This window comes from Sphingobium tyrosinilyticum, from assembly GCF_042654265.1.
Taxonomy (GTDB): Bacteria; Pseudomonadota; Alphaproteobacteria; order Sphingomonadales; family Sphingomonadaceae; genus Sphingobium; species Sphingobium tyrosinilyticum.
Genome location: NZ_JBHSFZ010000005.1, coordinates 166,822 through 188,013 on the forward strand (window position 1 = coordinate 166,822; position 21,192 = coordinate 188,013).

A 21,192-nucleotide genomic window follows, 5' to 3' on the forward strand; every position below is an offset into this window, starting at 1 on the left:
ATCGTCATCCCAGCGCAAGCTGGGATCCCGGGCGGCAGGTAGCTTCACCATCCCAGCGTTGGCTTCGCCGCCCTTCGGGTCGCTGGGATGGCGACACTCTTAATTCCGCGCGTATCTGTCCTCATAACGGACGATATCGTCCTCACCCACATAGGACCCGGTCTGCACCTCGATGAACACCATCGGGATACGCCCCGGATTTTCTATCCGGTGCACCGCTCCCACCGGAACATAGACGGACTGGTTCTCGGACAGCAGTTGGACCTCCTCGCCCACGGTCACTTTCGCCGTGCCCTCGACGACGATCCAATGCTCCGAACGATGAAAATGGCTCTGCAGGCTGAGCGATGCGCCGGGGAGCACGGTGATCCGCTTCACCTGAAAGCGCGATCCCACGACCAGACTTTCATACCATCCCCAAGGCCGGTGATCCTTCGGAAACGCTTCCGCCTGTGAAGCGCCCTTGCGCTGCAATGCCTCGACCACAAGCTTCACATCTTGTGTGCGCGATTTGTCAGCGATCAGCACCGCATCATTCATCGCGACAGCCACGATGTTGTTGAGGCCGAGACCGACAATCTCAAGCCCCTCGCTCTCCGACCGCAGCAATGTATCGCGGCAATCGATGGCCGTCGCCGAACCGGACAGGGCGACCCCCTCCTCGTCCGGCTGCGAATGGCTCCACACCGCGTCCCAGCCGCCCAGGTCAGACCATTCCGAGTCATAGGGCACGACGGACAGATTTTCCGCCCGCTCCATGATCGCATAGTCGATCGCGATATTGTCCGCCTGGCTCCACGGCTCGGCGGCAAGCCGCAGGAAGCCCAGGTCGCTTTCGGCCTGCTCCACCGCCGCCCGCACCGCCGCAAATATGGCGGGGGCGTGACGCTCAAACGCGGCAACCAGATCCTTTGCTGCAAACAGGAAGATGCCCGCATTCCACAGATAATTGCCCGTCGCGAGCATCTCCTCTGCGCGCGCCGCGTTGGGCTTCTCAACAAAGCTCGCCAGCTTGATCGGCTGGCCGGACCCATCGGGCTTTGCTGCCGCCTCCAGATAGCCATAGCCCGTTTCCGGCCGCGTCGGGCGGATGCCGAACGTCACGAGATCGCCGTCGCGCGCCGCCGTCAGCCCCTTGCCCACCGCGGCATGAAAAGCCGCCACATCCGGCACGACATGGTCAGACGGCGCAACCAGCATGACCGCGTCCGGGTCGCTCGTCAGCAGGTGCAGCGCCGCCGCCAATATGGCGGGCGCAGTGTTGCGCCCTTCAGGCTCGATCAGGATCGCCGCCGGATCGATATTCTCCAGCGCCAATTGCTCGGCGATGATGAAGCGGAACAGCGAATTGGTCAGCACCAACGGCCGGGCGAAAGCGAATTGCTCGCTCTCCCCCGACAACCGCCGGGCGGCCGAACGGAACAGAGTTGTCTCGCCCAGCAGCGGCACAAACTGCTTGGGATAGGATTTTCGTGACAAAGGCCACAACCGCGTGCCCGAACCTCCAGCCAGAATGACCGGAGTAATTTGGAAAGTATCGGCGCTGGAAATCGACATAGCCCTGTTCGTGCAAAGGAAACTGACGAACCTCTAGCCGCCCGCCGCACATAGCTCCAACATAAAAAAGGACGGCGCGATGGCCGTCCTTCCTTTAATCGAACAGCTCCTCCAGGAAGCTCTTCTTGCGCTTCTTCTGATAATAGGGACCATCGTCACGATAATCACGATCCGGCCGATAGTGCGGCTGCTGCTGGGCTGGCGGGGCGGCAGGCGCTGCTCCCTGCGCCGACCGCTCGATGATCTTGTCCAGTTCACCCCGGTCCAGCCACACGCCGCGGCACTGCGGGCAAAAGTCGATCTCGACCCCCTGCCGGTCGGTCATGGAAAGTCCGACATGACAGACCGGGCAGAGCATGGCCGACACGGCTTCAGGCGTGCGCATCATTATTCCCGATCGCCAGTCAGGCTGAGCAGCATCTGGAACAGGTTGACGAAGTTCAGATACAGCGACAGCGCGCCCATCACCTGCATCTTCTGCGCCACCTCATGACCGGCATAGTGGAAATAATCCGACTTGATGCGCTGCACGTCCCAGGCAGTCAGGCCGGTGAAGACCACGACGCCAATGATCGAAATCACCATCTGCATGGCCGAAGAGCCGATGAAGATGTTGATGAGGCTGGCGACCAGGATACCGATCAGGCCCATGATCAGGAACGAGCCCATCTTCGACAGGTCACGCCCGGTGGTGTAGCCCCACAGCGCCATCGCCAGGAACATGACCGAGGCCGAGAAGAATGCCTGGGCGATGCTGCCGCCGGTAAAGACCAGGAAGATGCTGGCCAGCGACACGCCCATGACGACCGAGAAAGCCCAGAAGGCCATCCGCGCGCCCGCAGTCGTCATCTTTTCGATGCGGAAGCTGAAGAAGAACACAAAGGCCAGCGGCGCAAAGATCGCCACCCACTTCAGCGGCGTGCCGAAGATCGCGGCGGCTAGTACGGGCGTATTGCCGATAAAGGCGGCGACGAGGCCGGTAATGACCAGGCCGATGCCCATGTTGCGGAAGACGCCCAGCATGTGACTGCGCAGCCCGGCGTCATATTGCGCCGCCTGCGTCGTCCCATAATTCGGTGTACGAACGGGATTGTTCACGGCGTTGAAACTCCATCCTTCAAAACAGATTGCTTGGATCGAGTGGCCCGGCGCGGTCTTCGTGAGGCTTTTGAGGGGGGCGCAAAAGCCCACGAACCTGCACCGAGCGCACTCGATGCGGTCCGACATCACGACCAGCTCCCCGCAGGAAGCCAGCCGCCAGAGGGGCCCGGCCCGCACAAGCAATATCGGTAAGGAAACGCCTCAGCGCAAGTGATCGGCCCATCAGCAACAATTTGTTACAAAGGCGGAGGACAGGCCTCGACAAGATCACCCACGGTTGACGCCCGCCCCGAACCGCCGCATGGCTGCGCCTCATGAGCGACCAGTTCACCCCCGCCGAGCAGCACGCCGACGCTCCCCTGCGCCTCTTCAACAGCCTGACCCGCGCTGTCGAACCCTTCGCCCCCATTCAGGCGAACCACGCGCGCGTCTATAGCTGCGGCCCTACGGTCTATAACTACGCCCATCTCGGCAATCTGCGCGCCTATGTCTTCACCGACACGCTGCGCCGCACGCTGTTGTGGAAGGGCCTGGACGTCACCCACATCATCAACATCACCGATGTCGGCCATCTCACCAGCGACGCCGACGCAGGCGATGACAAGATGGAGGCCGCCGCCCGCGCCCAGGCAAAGAGCATCTGGGACATAGCCGCGCATTACACGGACGCCTTCAAGCAGAATATCGCAGACCTCAACGTCATCGCGCCCAGTGAGTGGACCGTCGCCACCGACTATGTCCCGCAGATGATCGAATTCGCGAAGAAGATCGCACCCGCGCATTGCTACGAACTCGACACCGGCCTCTATTTCGACAGCAGCACCGTGCCCGACTATGGCGCACTGGCGGGAGGCCGCGACGATGCTGCCCATGCCCGCATTGATCCGGTCGCAGGCAAGCGCAACCCGTCCGACTTCGCGATCTGGCGCAAATCCCCGCCCGGCGAGCAGCGCCAGATGGAATGGGACTCCCCCTGGGGCAAGGGCGCACCCGGCTGGCACCTCGAATGCTCGGTGATGAGCGAGGCGCGGCTCGGCCATCCGTTTGACATCCACACCGGCGGCATCGACCATCGCGAAATTCACCACCCGAACGAGATCGCGCAGAATCAGGCCTATTGCGGCTGCAACGACGCGCAGCCCGGCTTCACCGGCGCCCGCTGGTGGATGCACAACAACTTCCTGGTCGATCGCCAGGGCAAGATGAGCAAGTCGAAGGGCGGCTTCACCACCCTCTTCTCCTTGATCGACGCGGGCGTGCACCCGCTCGCCTACCGTCTGCTATGCCTCGGCGCTCATTATCGCAGCGAACTGGAGTTCAGCGGCGAAAGCGTCGCCGCTGCGCTTACGCGCCTCAAACGCCTCGTCATGGGCGTCGAGAACCTCAAGAGCCGCGCTGAAGGCGTCACCTGGCAATCACCGCGTCTCGACTATTTACGCGCCAACCTGCACCCCAAGTTGGCGCCGCTACTGGAGCAATTCGACGCCGCGCTCAGCGACGACCTCATGACGCCCCGCGCATTGCCGCTACTTGAAGAGACGATCGCGCTCAAGAAGGTGCCCGTCGATGAGAAACTCTGCCTGATCGCCGCCTTCGACCAGGCGTTGGGCCTCAATCTGCTGACGCTCAGCCGCGCCGACTTGCGGCTCCAGCCCAAGGATGTTCAGATCACTCCGGACGAGATCGAGGCGGAACTCGACCGCCGCCAGACCGCCCGTGCCGAAAAGGACTTCACGCTGTCCGACGAGATCAGGGACGGCCTGATCGGACGCGGCGTGGAGGTGATGGACGGCGATCCTCTGCGCTGGGACTGGCGCTTGAATATAGGGTAAAAGCCTTATTTACCAAACCGTTACGCCTTCGTCATAATAAGCCGAACCGTGCCGCCGCTGCGCCGGTTCCGCTGGACAGCAGATCGCGAAGGGCGCACCTTCTGCCCATGAAATGGCACATCTTGGCGATCATGAGCGGCCTCGCCGCGGCGGCGCCGCCCCCAGCCAGGACGCAGGTCTTCATGTTCGAAACCGGCACGACCCTGCTCACCAAATGCCGTAACAAAGCGCCGGAATATGCGCTCGCCTGCACGGCCTACATCGTCGGCGCGGTGGACGGCATAAAGAAAGACGTCTTCATCGGCCGAACCCACGCGAATTGCTGGCCCGACCAGATGCAGGCCGAAGACGTGCGGCGCATCGTCGTCGCCTATCTGGAACGCTATCCTGACCAGCGCAAGGCGCCTGCCTCGGTACTTGTCAGCGTCGCGCTGAACGGCCGTTACCCCTGCGAGAAGTAAGCCTGTCCTCGCAGCACCCACGCTCCCGCAGCTATAAACTTGCTTTAACCCCTTCATCAGCGTAGGGGCGGCCCCTATTTTTACATCTTTTGGGAGACTCACTGTGGCGGCGAAGTGGACGCCGGAAAGCTGGCGGGAGCATAAGGGCATTCAGATGCCCGTCTATCGTGACGCGGAGGCGCTCGCCGCCGTGGAGGCGCAGCTCAGCCAGTTTCCCCCGCTCGTCTTTGCCGGCGAAGCGCGCAACCTGAAGCACGACCTCGCCAAGGTCACCAATGGCGAGGCTTTCCTGCTGCAGGGCGGCGATTGTGCCGAGAGCTTCGCGGAGTTCCACCCGAACAACATCCGCGACACCTTCCGCGTGCTGCTCCAGATGGCGGTGGTCCTTACATTCGCGTCCAAGCTGCCGATCGTGAAGGTCGGCCGCATGGCAGGCCAATTCGCCAAGCCGCGCTCGGCCGACACCGAAACGATCGGCGGCGTGGAACTGCCCAGCTATCGCGGCGACAATGTCAACGACATTGCCTTCACGCCCGAAGCGCGCGAGCCTGACGCGCAGCGCATGGTCCGCGCCTACAACCAGTCAGCCGCGACGCTGAACCTGGTGCGCGCTTTCTCGACCGGCGGTTACGCCAGCCTGGATCGCGTGCATGGCTGGATGCTCGATTTCATGGGCCGCAGCCCTTGGGCCGCGAAGTTCGAAGCCATGGCGGATCAGATCGGCCAGGCGCTCGACTTCATGCGCGCCTGCGGTCTGTCGCCCGAAACCGTGCCGCAGCTCGGCGGAACCAGCTTCTACACCAGCCATGAAGCGCTGCTGCTCCCCTATGAGCAGGCGCTGACCCGGCAGGATTCACTGACCGGCGACTGGTATGACACGTCCGCGCACATGCTTTGGATCGGCGACCGCACGCGGTTCGAAGGCTCGGCGCATATCGAATATCTGCGCGGCATCGGCAATCCGATCGGCATGAAGTGCGGCCCGAGCCTTGAGCCCGACGCCCTCATCCGCCTGCTCGACATCTTGAACCCCTCGCGCGAGGCGGGCCGCATCACGCTCATCACGCGCTACGGTCATGACAAGATCGAGGCGGGCCTGCCCAAGCTGGTCCGCGCGGTGCTGCGCGAAGGCCATCCGGTGGTCTGGTCCTGCGACCCCATGCACGGCAATGTCATCAAGGCGGCCAATGGCTACAAAACCCGCCCGTTCGACCGCATCCTGGCCGAAGTGCGCGGCTTCTTCGCCGTGCACCGTGCCGAAGGCAGCTTCGGCGGCGGCATCCATGCCGAAATGACCGGCCAGAATGTGACGGAATGCACCGGCGGCGCCATCGCCATCACCGATGAGGGCCTAGCCGACCGCTACCACACCCATTGCGACCCGCGCCTCAACGCGGCGCAGAGCCTCGAACTCGCCTTCCTGCTTGCGGAAATGCTGAACGAGGAACTGAAGGAACGCCGCGTCGCGGCCTGATCCTTCGCAACGGTCATAGACAATCCCGCCGCGTGAATGGCTCGCGGCGGGATTTTTTATGGCATGATCGCCTGCGCACCCGCTTTGTTTGAGCGGATTATTTCGCCCCCATAATCCTATCCTTTCTTCCAATCAGACCAAGCTCATCTCCGTTCGGGCTGAGCTTGTCGAAGCCCTCCGCTTTCTTCAGGAGGCGCACTTCGACAGGCGCAGCCGGCGTGGAGGGAAGAAGGACCACTCATGACCCAAGCCATGGCCATCGAAACCCGCAGCTTCTACGATCTGCGCGCTTTTGCCCGCGCCGCCGCAATCCCATCCGAAGCATATGGCGACCCCTTCCTGACCAGCCGCGCCGCTCTCGGCCTTCCCGAAGGTGCAGTCTCGATCTACCTCATCGCCCTCCCCCAGGGCCGCGGCCGGGTGCAAAGCCTGCCCGATGACGAGTTCCTCATCCTTCTCGACGGCACGCTCACCCTCGAAACCGCGGAGGGCGCCACGCAGCTTTCCACCAATCAGAGCGCCGTCATCACAAAGGGCACTGGCTTCACCTGGTCCTCGCGGGAAGGCGCACGACTGATCGCGATGCGCCGCAACGGCAGCCCGGAGGCCCCGCCCGCCATCATTCTCATCGATGAAGACGCCCCGCTCGAATCCTCGGGCACGCCCCTCGCCGAACTGCTGGTCGGCCCGACGCCTAGCTGCCGCAACTTCACCGATTATCGGTCAGCAGACGGCGAATTCGTCTGCGGCACCTGGGATTCCACGCCCTATCACCGCCTCTCCATGGCCTATCGCCACTATGAACTTATGTACCTGCTCGAAGGCAACGTGACCTTCATTGATGGCGCAGGCCGCGAGGGCACTTTCCGCAAGGGCGATATCTTCCTGGTGGAGCAGGGCGCGCATTGCAGCTGGGACAGCCGCGAGCATGTGAAGAAAGTCTATGCCATTTACCGGCCCATCTGACGGGTACGGTCCCGACGGGCTGCGCAAATACCCCCCCTTTGCGCAGCCCGTCACAAGGGCGTAACAATGCTGTGATTGGGTCCTTGCTTTTGCGGTGCAGCAATATAGCCTCCGCATATGGCAAAGGATCCGGCATTGGCGACCATCGCCGTTTACAGCCTCAAAGGGGGCGTGGGTAAAACCACCTTCGCGATCAATCTGGCCTGGGCGTCCGCCTGCATTTCGAAAAGGCGGACGCTCCTCTGGGATCTTGATCCGCAGGCCGCGTCCAGCTGGCTTATCTCCACCGACAGCAAAAGCCGCGACGCCGCGCAGGCGATCTTCAGCAAGGATGTCGAAGTCCGCAAGCTGATCCAGCCATCGACCGTTCAGGGCCTGGACCTGATCGCCGCCGACACTTCCCTGCGCAGCCTCGATCATCTGTTTCGGGAAATGGACAAGAAGAAGCGGCTCGCCAAACTGATCGAGACTGTCGGCAAGGATTACGACCGCATCATCCTGGATTGCCCGCCCGGCCTCACCGAAACCAGCGAGCAAGTGCTGCGCGCCGCCGACATGATCGTGATCCCGGTCATCCCCTCCCCACTGGCTCAGCGCGCGATGGGAGAGGTCGCCCGCTATCTCGTCCAGCGGGGCGGCAGCCATCCGCCGATCATGCCCGTCTATTCCATGGTCGATCGCCGCCGCGCCCTCCACCGCGCCGCGATAGAAGCACAGCCCGCATGGCCTGCCATCCCCATGGCCAGCGCGGTCGAACAAATGGCCGTCCGCCGCAAACCACTAGGCGCCTTCGCCGCCACTTCTCCACCGGCACAAGCGTTCGGCAATCTATGGACGGGGATCGAACGCCAGGTGCAGAGCCGCTAGGTTCCAACGCCCTTCGTTCGCACACGCCTTCCCGTTTCGAGCGAAGTCGAGAAACATGGCGCAGCCTGCTCTAAAAGACGCAAAGCAAACCGCATCGCCCCACAGCCCTGAGCCACGCCACGCCAATCCGGCATGACGAGCACAGCGGCCGTAAAGTGACCCGTCGCTATCTCAGGCAGCGATGTCGTAAGGCCGAATTTCGCCCGTCAGATAAAGGTTGCGCGCCTTCGACCGGCTGAGCTTGCCCGAACTGGTGCGCGGCAGCGTGCGCGGCGGCACCAGTTCGACGACGCAGTTCATGCCGGTGATCGCCCGGACCCGCTCGCGAATCTGGTCGCGCAGCCGCGTGCGCTCATCATTGTCGGACGTGCGGCAATGCACCAGCACGGCGGGCGCTTCCTCGCCACCCGGCGTGGTGATGGCGAAGGCGGCGATGTCGCCCTGCTTGAAGCCCGGCAGTTGCTCCACCGCCCATTCGATATCCTGCGGCCAGTGATTCTTGCCGTTGATGATGATCATGTCCTTGGCGCGGCCGACGATGTAGAGATAGCCATCGCTAAGATAGCCCATGTCGCCCGTGTCCAGCCAACCGTCGAGCATGCAGGCGTCGGTCGCCTCCTGATCTCGGAAATAGCCGACCATCAGGCTTGGGCCGGTCGTCCAAACCTTGCCAATCTGCCGCTCGCCCAGCACGCCGCCATCCTCGTCGCGGATTTCCACGATCATGTCGCGCGCGGGCTTCCCGCAATTGACGATCGAGCGGAAGCGCTGTGGACGGCCCTCGGTCGCGTCGCCGCCCGACAGGTCGGTTTCTTCGACCAACTCGACGATGATGCCCTCGCCCGGCGGCATGATGGTGACGGCCAGCGTCGCTTCGGCCAGGCCATAGCTCGGCAGGAACGCCTTGGGTGAAAAGCCCGCATCGGCGAACGCATCGACAAAGCTCTGCATCACGTCCGGCCGGATCATGTCCGCGCCATTGCCCGCCAAGCGCCAGCGCGACAGGTCGAAGCGATCCGCTGCCTTGGTCTGGCTCGACATGCGGCGTGCGCAAATGTCGTAACCAAAGGTCGGCGAATAGCTGATAGAGGTCCCCTCGTTACGGCTGATCAGGTCCAGCCACGCCAGCGGACGGCGGGCGAAATCCTCGGTCTTCATATAGTCGGTCGATACCTGGTTGGCGACGACCGAGAGGAAGCAGCCCACCAGACCCATGTCATGATACCAGGGCAGCCAGCTGATGCAGCGGTCGCTATCCTGAACCTCCATACCATGGCTATGCGCGGCGAGATTGCTCAGCAGCGCGTGATGCGTCACCGCCACACCATGGGGGAAGCGGGTCGAACCGCTGGAATATTGAAGATAGGCGATTTCCTCGCCCTTCGCCTGCGGCAGTTCGCAGGGCACGACGTCTCGCGCGATGAAATCCTCAAAAGCGATGCTCTCGACCGCCTTTTGCCGCCCGGATTCCCCCGCCATCTCTTCCAGTTCCTTCGGGAAGAGGAAAAGCATCGGGTCACAGCTCGACAGCTGGACGTTGAGCTGATCGATATAGCTTTCCTTGCCGCCAAAGCTGGTCGGCAGCGGCAGCGGCACCGGCCAGGCGCCCGCATAGATGATGCCAAAGAAGAGCTGCGCGAAATCCACGCCGGTCTCGGCGACCAGCGCCACGCGATCTTCCGGCTTCACCCCATGGGCGATCAGTCGATGAGCGCAGGCGACCGCATCATCCCGCAGTTCGGAAAAAGGATAGGGCCGCGACAGATTACCGCGAGCATCATGGAAATTCAGCCCCCGCTGTCCCCGCGCCGCGTAATCAAGTGCCTCGCCCAGCGTCTCGAAATCAGAGAAGCGGCGCGGAAGGGCGTCATTTGTCGGCGTCGGTGCCATCATGCTTTGCGAACCCGTCATATTGGTGTCACCCAATGTCAATCTTGTCATCCGGGCGGCCCGCTATCATCTTTGAAGCGAGGATGCACCGGATATTGCATTCCAGCGTCGTCTTCTACAGCATAAGGCGCGGTAAAATTCCGGCCCCACTGTGGCATAATCAAGGCGCGCGCTGCATAAGCATTGCCCATGAAGGCGCTGACATGACCGGCAAACGTCCCCGCCCGCCGCTCGACGGCGACAGCCTGCGCGAACTTGCGCTGCGCTATGTCGGCCGTTTCGCCACCAGCCGGGCGAAGCTGCTCGCCTATCTCAACCGCAAGCTGCAAGAGCGCGGCTGGGGCGGCGAGGACCCGCCACAGCCCGACCTGCTCGTCGATCGGCTGGCCGAGCTACGCTATGTCGATGACCGCAGCTTCGCGGTCATGAAAAGCGCATCGCTCGCCCGCCGCGGTTATGGCTCCCGTCGCGTCGCGGAAACCCTACGCGCGGACGGCATAGCCGAAACCGACCGCGAAGAGGCCGACGCCCATACGCAAAGCGAGGCATGGACCACCGCAGATCGCTTCGCCCGCCGCAAGCGGCTCGGCCCCTACGCTCAGACTCGCCCCGACCCCAAGCTGCGCGAAAAATGGATCGCCGCCTTCCTCCGCGCCGGTCACAGCTACGACATAGCGCGCCGCTGGACCGACGCCGCCCCGGGCGAACCGCCAGAACCCGACTAAATCCTCCCCGCAAGGAGAGGCGGGCCAGCCACAGGCTGGGGAGGGGGATTGCGCCCTATCCTCAAACATGTACCTCCCATCATATGAAGCACCTCCCCCTCCTGCTCCTCCCCCTCCTCGCCGCCTGCTCGCCTACAGCGCCAAAGGCCGAGAAATCCTCGACCCCCGCAACCCAGCAGGCCGCCCTCCTCCCCCTCGCGATCCACACCGCCAAGGGCACGCATCGCTTCGCCGTTGAGACCGCCGTCACCGAAAGGCAGCAGGAACAGGGCCTCATGTTCCGCAAGGCGATCGCCGCTGATGGCGGCATGCTCTTCCCGATGAACCCGCCGCGCACCGCCAGTTTCTGGATGAAGAACACGCTGATCCCGCTGGACATGCTCTTCATCCGCACGGACGGCAGCATCGCCTTCATCGCCGCCAATACCCAGCCCTATTCGCGCGAACCTGTATCGGCGGGCGTTCCCGTCACCGCCGTCCTTGAACTACGCGGCGGGCGGGCGGCGGAACTTGGCATAGCCGAAGGAGACCGGGTCTCCTGGGGCAAGTGCGCCGACCCCGCAGGCAAGAGCCGGCCCGGCCTCGATTTCTGCCCGCCGCAGGCACGCTGACGCCATATCCGCCTTGCCAATGACCCGCCTCGGGCTTAAGCGCTTCGCCCATGGGAATCCTGGCCAAGATCTTCACCTGGTGGAATGGCGCGACCATCGGCACCGCACTCTACACCTCCCGCAAGGGTAAGAAGGTGGGCGAAGACCATCAGGGCAATATCTATTATGAAGGCGGCGCGGACGTGCATGGCCGCACACGCCGCTGGGTGATCTACAACGGCAATAATGATGCGAGCCGCGTGCCGTCCGAATGGCATGGCTGGCTGCATCATACGATCGAAGGCACGCCGGAAAGCTTCCTGCCCCCGGCGCGCATCTGGGAACGCGATTATACGCCGAACGCGACCGGCACGCCCAACGCCTACCGCCCCTCCGGCGCGCTGGAAAAAGGCGGTCAGCGGCAGCGCGCCACGGGCGATTATGAAGCGTGGAGCCCCGACGCATCATGATCCGGCGTCCGGCGGGGACGCCCCTGCCGATCCTGCCCCTTGCCCCCTTGCTCGGCTCGCTATTGATGCTGGCGGCGTGCGGCGACGATGAGCTTCCCACCGCCAATCAGACCGGCCCGGTGAAGATCGAAGGGCAGAAGATCCGCAACAGCGGTTCCTCCGCGCTGCCCGGCACCCCGATGGCGGAACGGGTCGCCGTGATCGGCCTCCTCAACAAGCGCAACGGCATCACCACCGATCTCACCATGCAGCCTGGCGACGCCCTGCGCGCGGGTGATGCGATCGTCCGCCTCCAAGCGTGCGAGACCACCGCGCCCTGGGAAAATGTGCAGGAAACCGGCGCCTTCGTGCAACTCGACGTACGCAGCACCGCCGACAATAAATGGCGCCGCAACTTCTCTGGCTGGCTGTTCAAGGAACGGCCCGAACGCAACGTCGTGCAGCACCCGATCTATGACGTCTGGGTCAGAAGCTGCACGATGTCCTGGCCCGAAAGCGGCCCCGGCACAGTGAAGCTCGGCAGCAAGGGCGAGCCTCCGGCCGACGCGTCACCCGCCAGCGGCGCGAACGCCAGCTCCGCCCAGCCTCCCGAACCTTCCGCCAATACGGAGCGCCCCGCCCCCAGCGGCACGTCACCCAGCGCCCCCGCCAGCAACCCCAGATAATCCTGCTGGCTGATCTCGATCGCGCCCAACGACCGCAAATGCTCGGTCATGAACTGGCAATCGAGCAGCGTGAACCCGGCAAAGAGCATCCGGCCGGTGAGCCAGGCTAGCGCGACCTTCGACGCATCGGTCCGCCGCGACACCATGCTTTCGCCGAAAAAGGCTTGCCCCAGCGCAACGCCATAAAGCCCGCCGACCAATTCCTCACCGTCCCAGACCTCGATCGAATGGGCAAAGCCGGTCTCATGCAGGTGCCGATATGTCCGCTCGATCTCGCGATTGATCCAGGTGGACGGCCGATCCTCCGCGGCCTGCGCACAAAGCGACACGACGCCGCCAAAGTCGCGGTTCGCCGTGACCCGAAACCGGTCCCGCCGGATCGTCTTGGCCAGCGAATGGGACAAGTGAAAGCCACGCAGCGGCATGATCGCGCGGCGCTTGGGCTCAATCCAATAGACCTCCTCCGCATCCCGGTCATCGGACATGGGAAACACGCCGATGGAATAGGCCTGCAACAGGACCAGAGGATCGATCGTCATCAAACAGAGACTTAGCGAGCCCAACGCAAGCGCGCCAGAGGGCCTTTGGTCGTAAACCCAATCGCACCTGCTCTCGATTTACCTCTCTCGCACGCGGGGGAGGGAGAGACCCGCCGCAAAGCGGTGGGAGGGGTGAGGGCCTGTTGCGCAGTACACCCGCACCAACTGCGCCCGGCCAGTAAGCCGCCCGTCAGAACATGCAGCCGCCTCAGGGCCTCACGACTTCTCCATCTTCCTTGGTGAACGTGTCGGGCACCCGATCCAGCAGCGTGAATACGATCTCGGACGGCCGGCATAGCTTCGTGCCCTTGGGGGTGACGATGATCGGGCGGTTCACCAGGATCGGATGCTCAACCATCGCCGAAAGAATTTCATCGTCTGACACCGTATCTGTCAGCAAACCAAGTTCGGCTGCGGGAGTGCCCTTTCCCCGCAGGACATCGCGTGGCGACGCGCCCATGTCCGAAAACAGCCGCTCAAGCAGGGCACGCGTCCAGCCCACCTTGGCATATTCCACTATCTCAGGGACATAAGCCGCTGCTTCGATCATCGCGAGTGCGTTGCGCGAAGTACCGCAGGCAGGATTGTGGTAGATGGTGATCGGAAAGGTATCAGACATGAGGCGGCTCCTCCAAGATGAGCCAGCCGAACACCAGAAGCGCGACGACCGCGCCCGCAATCTGGCTGGCGATGAACAAGGGGACCGACGGTAGAGCGATCCCGGCAAAGCTGTCGGTGAGTGAGCGAGCCAGCGTCACGGCCGGATTGGCGAAGGAGGTCGATGCCGTGAACCAATAAGCGGCGGTGATATAAAGGCCAACGGCGGTAGGCGTGAACTCGGGCCGGGACCGCTGCGTCGTCAATATCGTGCCGATCAGCCCGAAAGTGGCGATGGCCTCCGCAAGGCCCTGCCCCCAGCCGTCGCGCAGTTTGGTGGAGATTTGCCACAGCGGCTCGCCAAACATGGCATGGGCGGCCCATACGCCGATCACCGCGCCATTGAATTGCGCCGCCACGTAGAACAGCGCCAAGCGCGGCGCGGTATCTCCCCGCAACAGGAAAGTCAGCGTCACCACGGGGTTGAAATGTGCGCCCGACAGCGGCGCAAACATGTGGATCAGGACGACGAGACCCGCACCTGTCGCGATCGTGTTGCCCAGCAACGCGATCGCATCATTACCAGCGGCCAGCCGCTGTCCCATGATGCCGGAACCGACGACGACCGCCAGCAGCATCGCCGTTCCCAACGCCTCGGCGGCGATATTTCGAGCAAAGCTCATCGGGGCGGGCAACATTGGGCGGCTTCGGCGATTTCCGCCAGTGGCGCGCATATCTCGGGCCGCCCTCCGCAACAGTCCGACACGAGGAAGCTGAGAAGATCGCGCATCCCTTTAAAATCAGCAGAGTAGATCACCGACCGGCCTTCGCGGCGGGACTGGACCAGACCTGCATGTCCTAAAATGTTCAGATGGGTTGAGAGCGTGCTGGGCAACACCCCCACTTCGCGCGATATCTCTCCGGCGGCCACACCTTCCGCGCCTGCGCGCACCAGCAGGCGGAACACAGCCAGCCTGTGGCCATGCGCCAGCGCCGAAAGCGCTCCGACCGCATCAGGCAACCCCACCTGTTCAGGCATGTTCAACGGCGAAATCCTTAGTTCGATATTTCGATCATATCCGAAATATCGAACTATTCGATGCGTGGCAATGGCCGCTTTGGATCAAGATGGAATGGACTCTGCGCTCGCTCACGCAGCGCCCCCACGCTCAATCAACAGGAATGAAGCGAAGCGTCCCTACGCGCCGCACCACGCCACTGTCCGTTGGATGGTTGATCCCATCCATCACCGGCACTTCCGAAAAGTCGAACGGGCTCACGCCATCGAGGCAGGCGACGTTCACCCCATATTCGCCGGGGTTCGACCGTCGCTGGTGGTGCGTGTAGATGCCGCATCGGGAGCAGAAGAAGTGCTGCGCCGATCCTGTATTGAACCGATAGCTCGTCAGAACATCCTCGCCGCGAACGATATCGAGCCCGCCGACCTTAGCCGAAACAGCGATCGCGCCCCGCATCCGGCAGTAGGAACAGGTACACCGGCGTGCGCTGTTGAGGCCATCGCTCAACTCGACTTCGAACCGCACCGCGCCGCAATGGCACTGGCCGCCCTGTCTGTGCGCATCAGCCATTCTATGACCCCTCACCTGCCTCACGCTATTTTATTCCCCTCGCCGGGGACCGCGCAAGACCGTTCCGCCAAACAAAAGGGCGAGCCTCGCAGCCCGCCCTTCATCATTTTACCTGGCGCAGCGTCTTAATAGACGCGCGCCTTGGGCTTGATATATTCCGCCTCGTCCGTGAGCGTATAGTCGTGCACCGGGCGGTAATCGAGCGACACCTTGCCGCCCTTGCCGCCCCAGCCTTCGAACCAGCTGACGGTGTGCTTCATCCAATTGTCGTCGTCGCGGTTCGGGAAATCCTCATGCGCATGCGCGCCGCGGCTTTCCTTGCGGTTTTCCGCGCTGACCATGGTGCAGACCGCCTGGGACATCAGGTTGTCCAGCTCCAGCGTCTCGATAAGGTCGGTGTTCCAGATCAGCGAGCGGTCGGACACGCCGACATCCTGCATGCTGGCATTGACCTGCGCCATCTTGGTGACGCCCTCGCCCAGCAGCGCGCTGTCGCGGAACACAGCGGCATGCTTCTGCATAGTATGCTGCATTTCCAGACGGATCTTCGCCGTCGGCGAACCGCCCTTGGCGTTGCGATAATGGTCGAGGCGGCTAAGCGCCAGATCGGCCGCATCCTTGGGCAGCGGACGATGCGAGCCGTTGGGCTTGATCGTTTCCTTAAGGTGCAGGCCGGTCGCACGGCCGAACACGACAAGGTCGATCAGCGAGTTGGAGCCCAGGCGGTTCGCGCCATGCACCGACACGCAGGCCGCTTCGCCGACCGCATAGAGGCCCGGCACCACGACTTCGGGATCGTCGCCGACCTTCGTCACCACCTGGCCATGATAGTTACAGGGGATGCCGCCCATATTATAGTGAACGGTCGGCGTCACCGGCAGCGGCTGACGGGTCAGATCGACGCCCGCGAAAATCTTGCCGCTCTCGGTGATGCCCGGCAAACGCTCGGCCAGCACCTTGGGATCGATATGATCGAGGTGCAGGAAGATGTGGTCCTTGTTCGGACCCACGCCACGCCCTTCGCGCATTTCCATCGCCATCGAGCGCGACACGACGTCACGCGACGCTAGATCCTTCGCCGAGGGGGCATAGCGCTCCATGAAGCGCTCGCCTTCGGAGTTGGTGAGGTAGCCGCCCTCGCCGCGCGCGCCTTCGGTGATCAGCACGCCCGCGCCGTAGATGCCGGTCGGGTGGAACTGCACGAACTCCAGGTCCTGGAGCGGCAGGCCCGCGCGCAGCACCATGCCGCCGCCGTCGCCGGTGCAGCTATGCGCCGAGGTGGCGGAGAAATAGGCACGGCCATAGCCGCCGGTCGCCAGCACCACGGCCTTCGAACGGAAGCGGTGGATCGATCCATCTTCCATGCAGATGGCGATGACGCCGCGGCACTCACCATTTTCCATGATGAGGTCGATCGCGAAATATTCGATGTAGAAGTCCGCGTCATACTTCAGGCTCTGCTGATACAGAGCATGCAGCATCGCGTGGCCCGTACGGTCGGCGGCGGCGCAGGTGCGCTGCACCGGCGGGCCTGCGCCCATATTCTGCATGTGGCCGCCGAAGGGACGCTGGTAGATGGTGCCGTTCTCGTTGCGGCTGAACGGCACGCCCGCATGTTCCAGCTCGATGACGGCTGCGGGCGCTTCACGCACCATATATTCGATCGCGTCCTGGTCGCCCAGCCAGTCCGACCCCTTCACGGTGTCGTACATGTGCCAGGTCCAGTGGTCCGGCGAATTGTTGCCCAGCGAAGCCGCGATGCCGCCCTGCGCGGCGACCGTGTGGCTGCGGGTCGGGAACAGCTTGGTGATGCAGGCGGTCTTCAGGCCCGCTTCGGCGCTGCCCATGGTCGCGCGCAGGCCCGAACCGCCCGCGCCCACCACGACCGTGTCATAGGTATGATCGATGATCTTGTAGGCTTCGCTCATTACTTGACGATCCCCGTGAAGGCGATCTTGGCGATCGCGAAGATACCAGCGGCGGCGCCAGCGATGGTGTAGAAGTTCAGCAGCAGGATGCAGAAGAAGTTCAGCCCCTTGTCGTGAACATAATCCTCCAGCATCACCTGCATGCCCAGACGCAGATGGTAAAAGACGCTGACCAGCATCAGCATCAACGGCACGGCCACCAGCGGATTGGCGATCCAGTTGCGGACGCTCTCATAATCCAGCCCCGGCAGGCTCACCAGGCTGAAGATCAGCCACAGCACCAGCAGCAGATTGCCAACGGCGGTATAGCGCTGCGCCAGCCAGTGATGCGCACCATGGCGCGCCGATCCAAGGCCACGGACGCGGCCGATTCCGGTTCCCGTTCCCATCAGATTTTCCCCGAAAAGATGGTGGCCCACAGCGCCACGGTCGCAAGGATCGACAGGACCGGGATCACCAGCGACCAGGTCTTGTTCGTGTTCAACTCATAACCCGCGCCCATGTCGAGCACGAAGTGGCGCAGGCCCGACATCATATGCTGGAAGAAGAACCAGCTGATGCCGATCATCACCAGATAGCCGAAGGGCGAAGTCGCGCATTTGACGAAGGTCGCATAGGCGTCCGGACCCATGGCGATCGCCATCAGCCACCAAACCACGCCCAGAATTCCAACGGTGGCAAGACCGTTGCCGGTCACCCGGTGCAGGATGGAGATCGCCATCGCTGGCCCCCATTTCCAGATCGTCAAATGCGGCGAGAGCGGCCGGCTCGTGGTTCGCGCCATATCTACCTACGTCCCTGATGCTTGTCCCTGATTCCCGTCCCCTTAGGAGCGAACGGTCAAGAGGGCAAGCCGCCCGCTCCCCGCGCCCGATCGATCGCGGCTAAGAACTGATTAACCAGATCGCGCTATCACCCGGCGGACAAACAAGAGAATTGAGGTTTGCCGCTTATGACGTCCGTCGCCGCATCGAAGAGCGCAATGATCGCCAGTATGGCGGAGATCGATCCCACCGGTGAATTGGCCGCGGGGCTTCGGGAAATCCGCGACCTGATCGGCGACGGCGCGTCTGCCGCCGCCCGCACTTTCTTCGACAGCTATATGGAACAGTCGCATCTGCGCAGTACCCTGGCCGCCTCGACGATCGCGAAGATCGAGACGGAGGCCCATGAATATGTGCGGCAGAAGCTGAGCTTTTACGAAGCGGGCAGCTGGGCGGGCTCCTGCATCGCCTGCGTCCGGCTGGCGCGCAAGCGCAACCTGCCGCTGGGCGTGGTGCTGACCGCCGTGTCCGAAGCCAACAAGCAGATTAACAGCATGATCTGGCAAAAGGCCGCCGATGATACGACGCGCCAGCGCCTCGTGAATGTCATCACGATGGTCAGCATGGTCGATGCCAGCATGATGACCAACGCTTTCGCGGGCGATGAAGCAGAGGCGCAGCGCGATGAGCGCCAGCGGATCAGCACGCTGTTCGAACAGCGCATCATGGGCGAAATCGACGGCGCCTCGCAGCTCGGCGAATCGCTCCGGGAACAGGCGAAGGACGCCTCCGCCGCCACGCGCGGCATGTTGGGCAAGGCGTCGGAAGTCGCCGCCGCCGCCGAACAGTCGGCCATCGCCATGCGCGAAGCCGCCCGCACCTCCGCCGGCCTCATCCGCGCGATTGAGGATGCCCGCACCGAAGTCGAAAGCGCCGCCGACGTGGCGCAGCGCGCCGCCCGCCAGTCGGGCGACGCGGTCACCATGTCCGCCACCCTATCGGAACATGCCAAGTCGATCGAATCGATCCTCGGCCTCATCCGCGACATTGCGGGCCAGACCAACCTGCTCGCCCTCAACGCCACGATCGAAGCCGCCCGCGCGGGCGACGCAGGCCGGGGCTTTGCCGTCGTCGCGCAGGAGGTAAAGAGCCTCGCGAACCAGACCGCCCGCGCCACCGACGAAATCGCGGGCAAGATCGCCGATATCCAGGCATCCACCCGCCAGTCGGTCGAAACCAACGAACGCATCCGCGACACGGTGGGCGAAGTGCAATCCAGCGCCGACCGCATCCGCCACGCCATGGATGCCCAGGCGCAAACCGTCACCATGATCACCGCCGCCGTCGATGAAACCGCGCTCGCCGCCGATTCGATGTCGGGCACCATCTCCGCCATCCGCCAGGATACGGAAGTCGTCGCCTCCGAAATCGACCAGCTCGAACGCGGCTTCATGAGCGTCGAAGGCAAACTCGCCAGCCTCCGCGCCGCCTCCTCCGACTTCGGCCGCCAGGTGGCCTGAGAGCGACCGGGCGACGCCGCCCTATATCACCCCTCCCTTGCAAGGTAGGGGACGTAAGCGGCGCTTGTTCTTCAGCACCACAGAAACACGCTTCCCCCGCCCATGCCCGCCCCAAGTCGCGCCGGACGTCACACGACCGGACAACGCACCCGCTTCCCCTCTCCCCATCAAAGTTCTAAAGGCCGCGCCATGACCGACGCTGCCTCTCCCACCGCCCAAAGCTGGAAAGTCACCCTGCCCTGCACCCGCGCGGAGGCGGAGGCGATCGACGGCGACATCGCGGCCTTCGCGCTCATGGACAAACCGCCGGTCCTGATGACCAGCGAAGCCGCGCCCGATGATGAAAATGCTTGGCGCCTCGACGCCTATTTCGAAGGCGAGCCAAGCCCCGCCGCCATCAAGCTCATCCGCACTCTGGTCCCCAGCGCCGCCGGCGCCAAACCGCAGATCGAAAAGCTTCCCGACGAAGATTGGGTGACGCTGAGCCAGCAGGGCCTCGAACCCGTCACCGCAGGCCGCTTCCACGTCCGCAACCTCGCCACCGATCCTGAACAGCCCGGCCATGTCAATTTCCTGATCGAGGCGAGCCGCGCCTTCGGCACCGGCCAGCATGAAACCACCGGAGGCTGCCTCCTGATGCTCGACCGCATGCGCCGGATCGGCATGCGTTTCGGCAATGTCGCCGACATCGGGACCGGCACCGGCTTGCTCGCCTTCGCCGCCCTGCATCTCTGGCCCCGCGCCTATGCGACCGCGTCGGATATCGATCCCGTCGCTGTCCAGATCAGCGCAGAAAATGCCGCCGCCAACCGCATGACCGTGGGCAGGGGCTTGGGACAGCTGGCCCTCTACACCGCCGCTGGCGTCGATCATCCCGCCATTGCCACCCGCGCGCCTTACGACCTTTTGATCGCCAACATCCTGGCAGGCCCGCTGATCGAACTCGCCCCCTCGCTCTGCGCGATGGTGGAGGAAGGCGGCACCATCCTCCTCGCCGGATTGCTGAACGAACAGGCCGACGCCGTCCTCGCCGCCTACCGCTCCCAAGGCATGCGCCTCGCCGAACGCACCGACCACGGCGACTGGCCCACCCTGCGCCTACGCAAACGCCCCCGCATCGGCTGGAAACGCCCAAAACGCATCGACAGCCAAGCCCGAGGCGAAGCGCCGGGATTCGGGAGTTTGTAAGCTCGTTTGTTTTTAGCAACGCCGATAGGCGGCCCCGGCCAGCTGCCGAATGCTCCTAGCCACCTCAGCCTTGCTCCGGGCTATGGGGAACAATCAATATCCCGATTCAGGGAGCCGGCTGAGTTGGAGGCAGCCGAATGTCTCTGCGCACGATCCCCGTTCGTCCTGAGCTTGTCGAAGGACATTAGCGCCCCTTCCCATTGCGCATACGCTTCCAGAGCCGCAGCGCGAGGGGGCAAGGGCCGTCTCCTCCCGACCAATGACAGTCGCCAGTTCTTCATCACCCCGGACCTGATCCGGGGTCCCGCTTAATATTGCCAAACAGAGAAAGCGGGATGCCGGCTCAAGGCCGGCATGACGATAGAGTTATCGGCTAACGACCCAGGCTGTGTGGAAACGTCTTCGTTGCTCTGGTTGATAGATGGTCCGAGCCGAGTTTGGACGGCGTTGTCTTAGCCGGCGATGGCAC

The 21,192-nt window shown here is 63.4% G+C and carries 22 protein-coding genes and 1 pseudogene; 11 read left to right on the forward strand and 12 right to left on the reverse strand.

Going from position 1 to position 21,192, the window contains the following annotated elements:
* Nucleotides 1–99: 99 nt before the first annotated feature.
* From ACFO3E_RS04235 to ACFO3E_RS04245, 3 genes are all read right to left on the reverse strand, one after another.
* Nucleotides 100–1,557 carry a mannose-1-phosphate guanylyltransferase/mannose-6-phosphate isomerase gene (locus tag ACFO3E_RS04235; RefSeq protein ID WP_066524806.1) on the reverse strand — a complete coding sequence of 486 codons (1,458 nt, stop codon included), beginning with the start codon at nt 1,555–1,557 and terminating at the stop codon, nt 100–102.
* A gap of 94 nt (nt 1,558–1,651) precedes the next feature.
* Nucleotides 1,652–1,942 (reverse strand): TFIIB-type zinc ribbon-containing protein, encoded by a 291-nt coding sequence (locus ACFO3E_RS04240; RefSeq protein ID WP_066528694.1) that lies wholly within the window; start codon nt 1,940–1,942, stop codon nt 1,652–1,654.
* 2 nt (nt 1,943–1,944) lie between these two features.
* Nucleotides 1,945–2,655 (reverse strand): Bax inhibitor-1/YccA family protein, encoded by a 711-nt coding sequence (locus ACFO3E_RS04245; protein WP_066528696.1) that lies wholly within the window; start codon nt 2,653–2,655, stop codon nt 1,945–1,947.
* A 317-nt stretch (nt 2,656–2,972) separates the two neighbouring features.
* Here ACFO3E_RS04245 and cysS point away from each other — a divergent pair, with 317 nt between their 5' ends.
* From cysS to ACFO3E_RS04270, 5 genes are all read left to right on the forward strand, one after another.
* Nucleotides 2,973–4,490 (forward strand): cysteine--tRNA ligase, encoded by a 1,518-nt coding sequence (gene cysS / locus ACFO3E_RS04250; RefSeq protein WP_066524817.1) that lies wholly within the window; start codon nt 2,973–2,975, stop codon nt 4,488–4,490.
* A gap of 107 nt (nt 4,491–4,597) precedes the next feature.
* Entirely contained in the window at nt 4,598–4,951 is a 354-nt protein-coding gene (locus tag ACFO3E_RS04255) for a Rap1a/Tai family immunity protein (protein WP_197486309.1), read from the forward strand.
* Between the two features lie 103 nt (nt 4,952–5,054).
* The gene (locus ACFO3E_RS04260) at nt 5,055–6,425 is read left to right on the forward strand and encodes a class II 3-deoxy-7-phosphoheptulonate synthase (protein ID WP_066524818.1); all 1,371 of its coding nucleotides are present in this window, start codon (nt 5,055–5,057) and stop codon (nt 6,423–6,425) included.
* Between the two features lie 240 nt (nt 6,426–6,665).
* A complete protein-coding gene (locus tag ACFO3E_RS04265) occupies nt 6,666–7,391 on the forward strand; it encodes a cupin domain-containing protein (RefSeq protein ID WP_066524823.1) in 726 nt (241 codons plus the stop codon).
* A 117-nt stretch (nt 7,392–7,508) separates the two neighbouring features.
* Entirely contained in the window at nt 7,509–8,258 is a 750-nt protein-coding gene (locus ACFO3E_RS04270) for a ParA family protein (RefSeq protein WP_066524824.1), read from the forward strand.
* A 171-nt stretch (nt 8,259–8,429) separates the two neighbouring features.
* Here the strand turns inward: ACFO3E_RS04270 and ACFO3E_RS04275 are convergent, their stop codons facing one another.
* Complete coding sequence (locus ACFO3E_RS04275; RefSeq protein ID WP_197486329.1) at nt 8,430–10,151, reverse strand: fatty acyl-AMP ligase; 1,722 nt, start codon at nt 10,149–10,151, stop codon at nt 8,430–8,432.
* A 200-nt stretch (nt 10,152–10,351) separates the two neighbouring features.
* On the opposite strand from ACFO3E_RS04275, the gene ACFO3E_RS04280 reads away from it, so the two are divergent.
* The 4 genes and pseudogenes from ACFO3E_RS04280 to ACFO3E_RS04295 form a co-directional block, all read left to right on the forward strand.
* Entirely contained in the window at nt 10,352–10,873 is a 522-nt protein-coding gene (locus ACFO3E_RS04280; RefSeq protein WP_066524826.1) for a regulatory protein RecX, read from the forward strand.
* An 83-nt stretch (nt 10,874–10,956) separates the two neighbouring features.
* Nucleotides 10,957–11,484, forward strand: coding sequence for a DUF192 domain-containing protein (locus ACFO3E_RS04285; RefSeq protein ID WP_066524830.1), 528 nt, complete (start codon nt 10,957–10,959; stop codon nt 11,482–11,484).
* A gap of 50 nt (nt 11,485–11,534) precedes the next feature.
* Nucleotides 11,535–11,933 carry an NADH:ubiquinone oxidoreductase subunit NDUFA12 gene (locus tag ACFO3E_RS04290; protein ID WP_066524833.1) on the forward strand — a complete coding sequence of 133 codons (399 nt, stop codon included), beginning with the start codon at nt 11,535–11,537 and terminating at the stop codon, nt 11,931–11,933.
* Nucleotides 11,934–12,178: 245 nt separating this feature from the next.
* A pseudogene (locus ACFO3E_RS04295) lies at nt 12,179–12,349 on the forward strand (DUF2155 domain-containing protein); the annotation flags it as partial.
* 35 nt (nt 12,350–12,384) lie between these two features.
* Here ACFO3E_RS04295 and aat read toward each other — a convergent pair.
* The 8 genes from aat to sdhC all read right to left on the reverse strand — a co-directional run bounded on the left by aat (nt 12,385) and on the right by sdhC (nt 18,035).
* Complete coding sequence (gene aat, locus ACFO3E_RS04300; protein ID WP_380802709.1) at nt 12,385–13,137, reverse strand: leucyl/phenylalanyl-tRNA--protein transferase; 753 nt, start codon at nt 13,135–13,137, stop codon at nt 12,385–12,387.
* Nucleotides 13,138–13,345: 208 nt separating this feature from the next.
* Nucleotides 13,346–13,756 carry an arsenate reductase (glutaredoxin) gene (gene arsC, locus ACFO3E_RS04305; protein ID WP_380802711.1) on the reverse strand — a complete coding sequence of 137 codons (411 nt, stop codon included), beginning with the start codon at nt 13,754–13,756 and terminating at the stop codon, nt 13,346–13,348.
* Nucleotides 13,749–14,417: an MIP/aquaporin family protein gene (locus ACFO3E_RS04310; protein ID WP_380802713.1), complete on the reverse strand. Its 669-nt coding sequence runs from the start codon at nt 14,415–14,417 to the stop codon at nt 13,749–13,751. The genes arsC and ACFO3E_RS04310 overlap by 8 nt, the downstream gene beginning before the upstream one ends.
* Complete coding sequence (locus ACFO3E_RS04315) at nt 14,414–14,773, reverse strand: ArsR/SmtB family transcription factor (RefSeq protein WP_380802746.1); 360 nt, start codon at nt 14,771–14,773, stop codon at nt 14,414–14,416. Before ACFO3E_RS04315 ends, ACFO3E_RS04310 begins: the two co-directional genes overlap by 4 nt.
* A 130-nt stretch (nt 14,774–14,903) precedes the next feature.
* The gene (locus tag ACFO3E_RS04320) at nt 14,904–15,323 is read right to left on the reverse strand and encodes a GFA family protein (protein ID WP_066524849.1); all 420 of its coding nucleotides are present in this window, start codon (nt 15,321–15,323) and stop codon (nt 14,904–14,906) included.
* Between the two features lie 125 nt (nt 15,324–15,448).
* Complete coding sequence (gene sdhA, locus ACFO3E_RS04325; RefSeq protein WP_066524850.1) at nt 15,449–17,251, reverse strand: succinate dehydrogenase flavoprotein subunit; 1,803 nt, start codon at nt 17,249–17,251, stop codon at nt 15,449–15,451.
* Nucleotides 17,251–17,640 (reverse strand): succinate dehydrogenase, hydrophobic membrane anchor protein, encoded by a 390-nt coding sequence (sdhD, locus tag ACFO3E_RS04330; RefSeq protein ID WP_066524852.1) that lies wholly within the window; start codon nt 17,638–17,640, stop codon nt 17,251–17,253. Before sdhD ends, sdhA begins: the two co-directional genes overlap by 1 nt.
* Nucleotides 17,640–18,035, reverse strand: a complete 396-nt coding sequence (gene sdhC, locus ACFO3E_RS04335) for a succinate dehydrogenase, cytochrome b556 subunit (protein ID WP_066524854.1) — start codon at nt 18,033–18,035, stop codon at nt 17,640–17,642. The genes sdhD and sdhC overlap by 1 nt, the downstream gene beginning before the upstream one ends.
* Before the next feature lie 168 nt (nt 18,036–18,203).
* Between sdhC and ACFO3E_RS04340 the strand changes: the two genes are divergently transcribed.
* Together ACFO3E_RS04340 and ACFO3E_RS04345 are read left to right on the forward strand one after the other, a co-directional pair.
* Entirely contained in the window at nt 18,204–19,535 is a 1,332-nt protein-coding gene (locus tag ACFO3E_RS04340; protein WP_066524856.1) for a methyl-accepting chemotaxis protein, read from the forward strand.
* 189 nt (nt 19,536–19,724) lie between these two features.
* A complete protein-coding gene (locus tag ACFO3E_RS04345) occupies nt 19,725–20,723 on the forward strand; it encodes a 50S ribosomal protein L11 methyltransferase (protein ID WP_380802718.1) in 999 nt (332 codons plus the stop codon).
* The last annotated feature ends 469 nt before the right edge of the window (nt 20,724–21,192 follow it).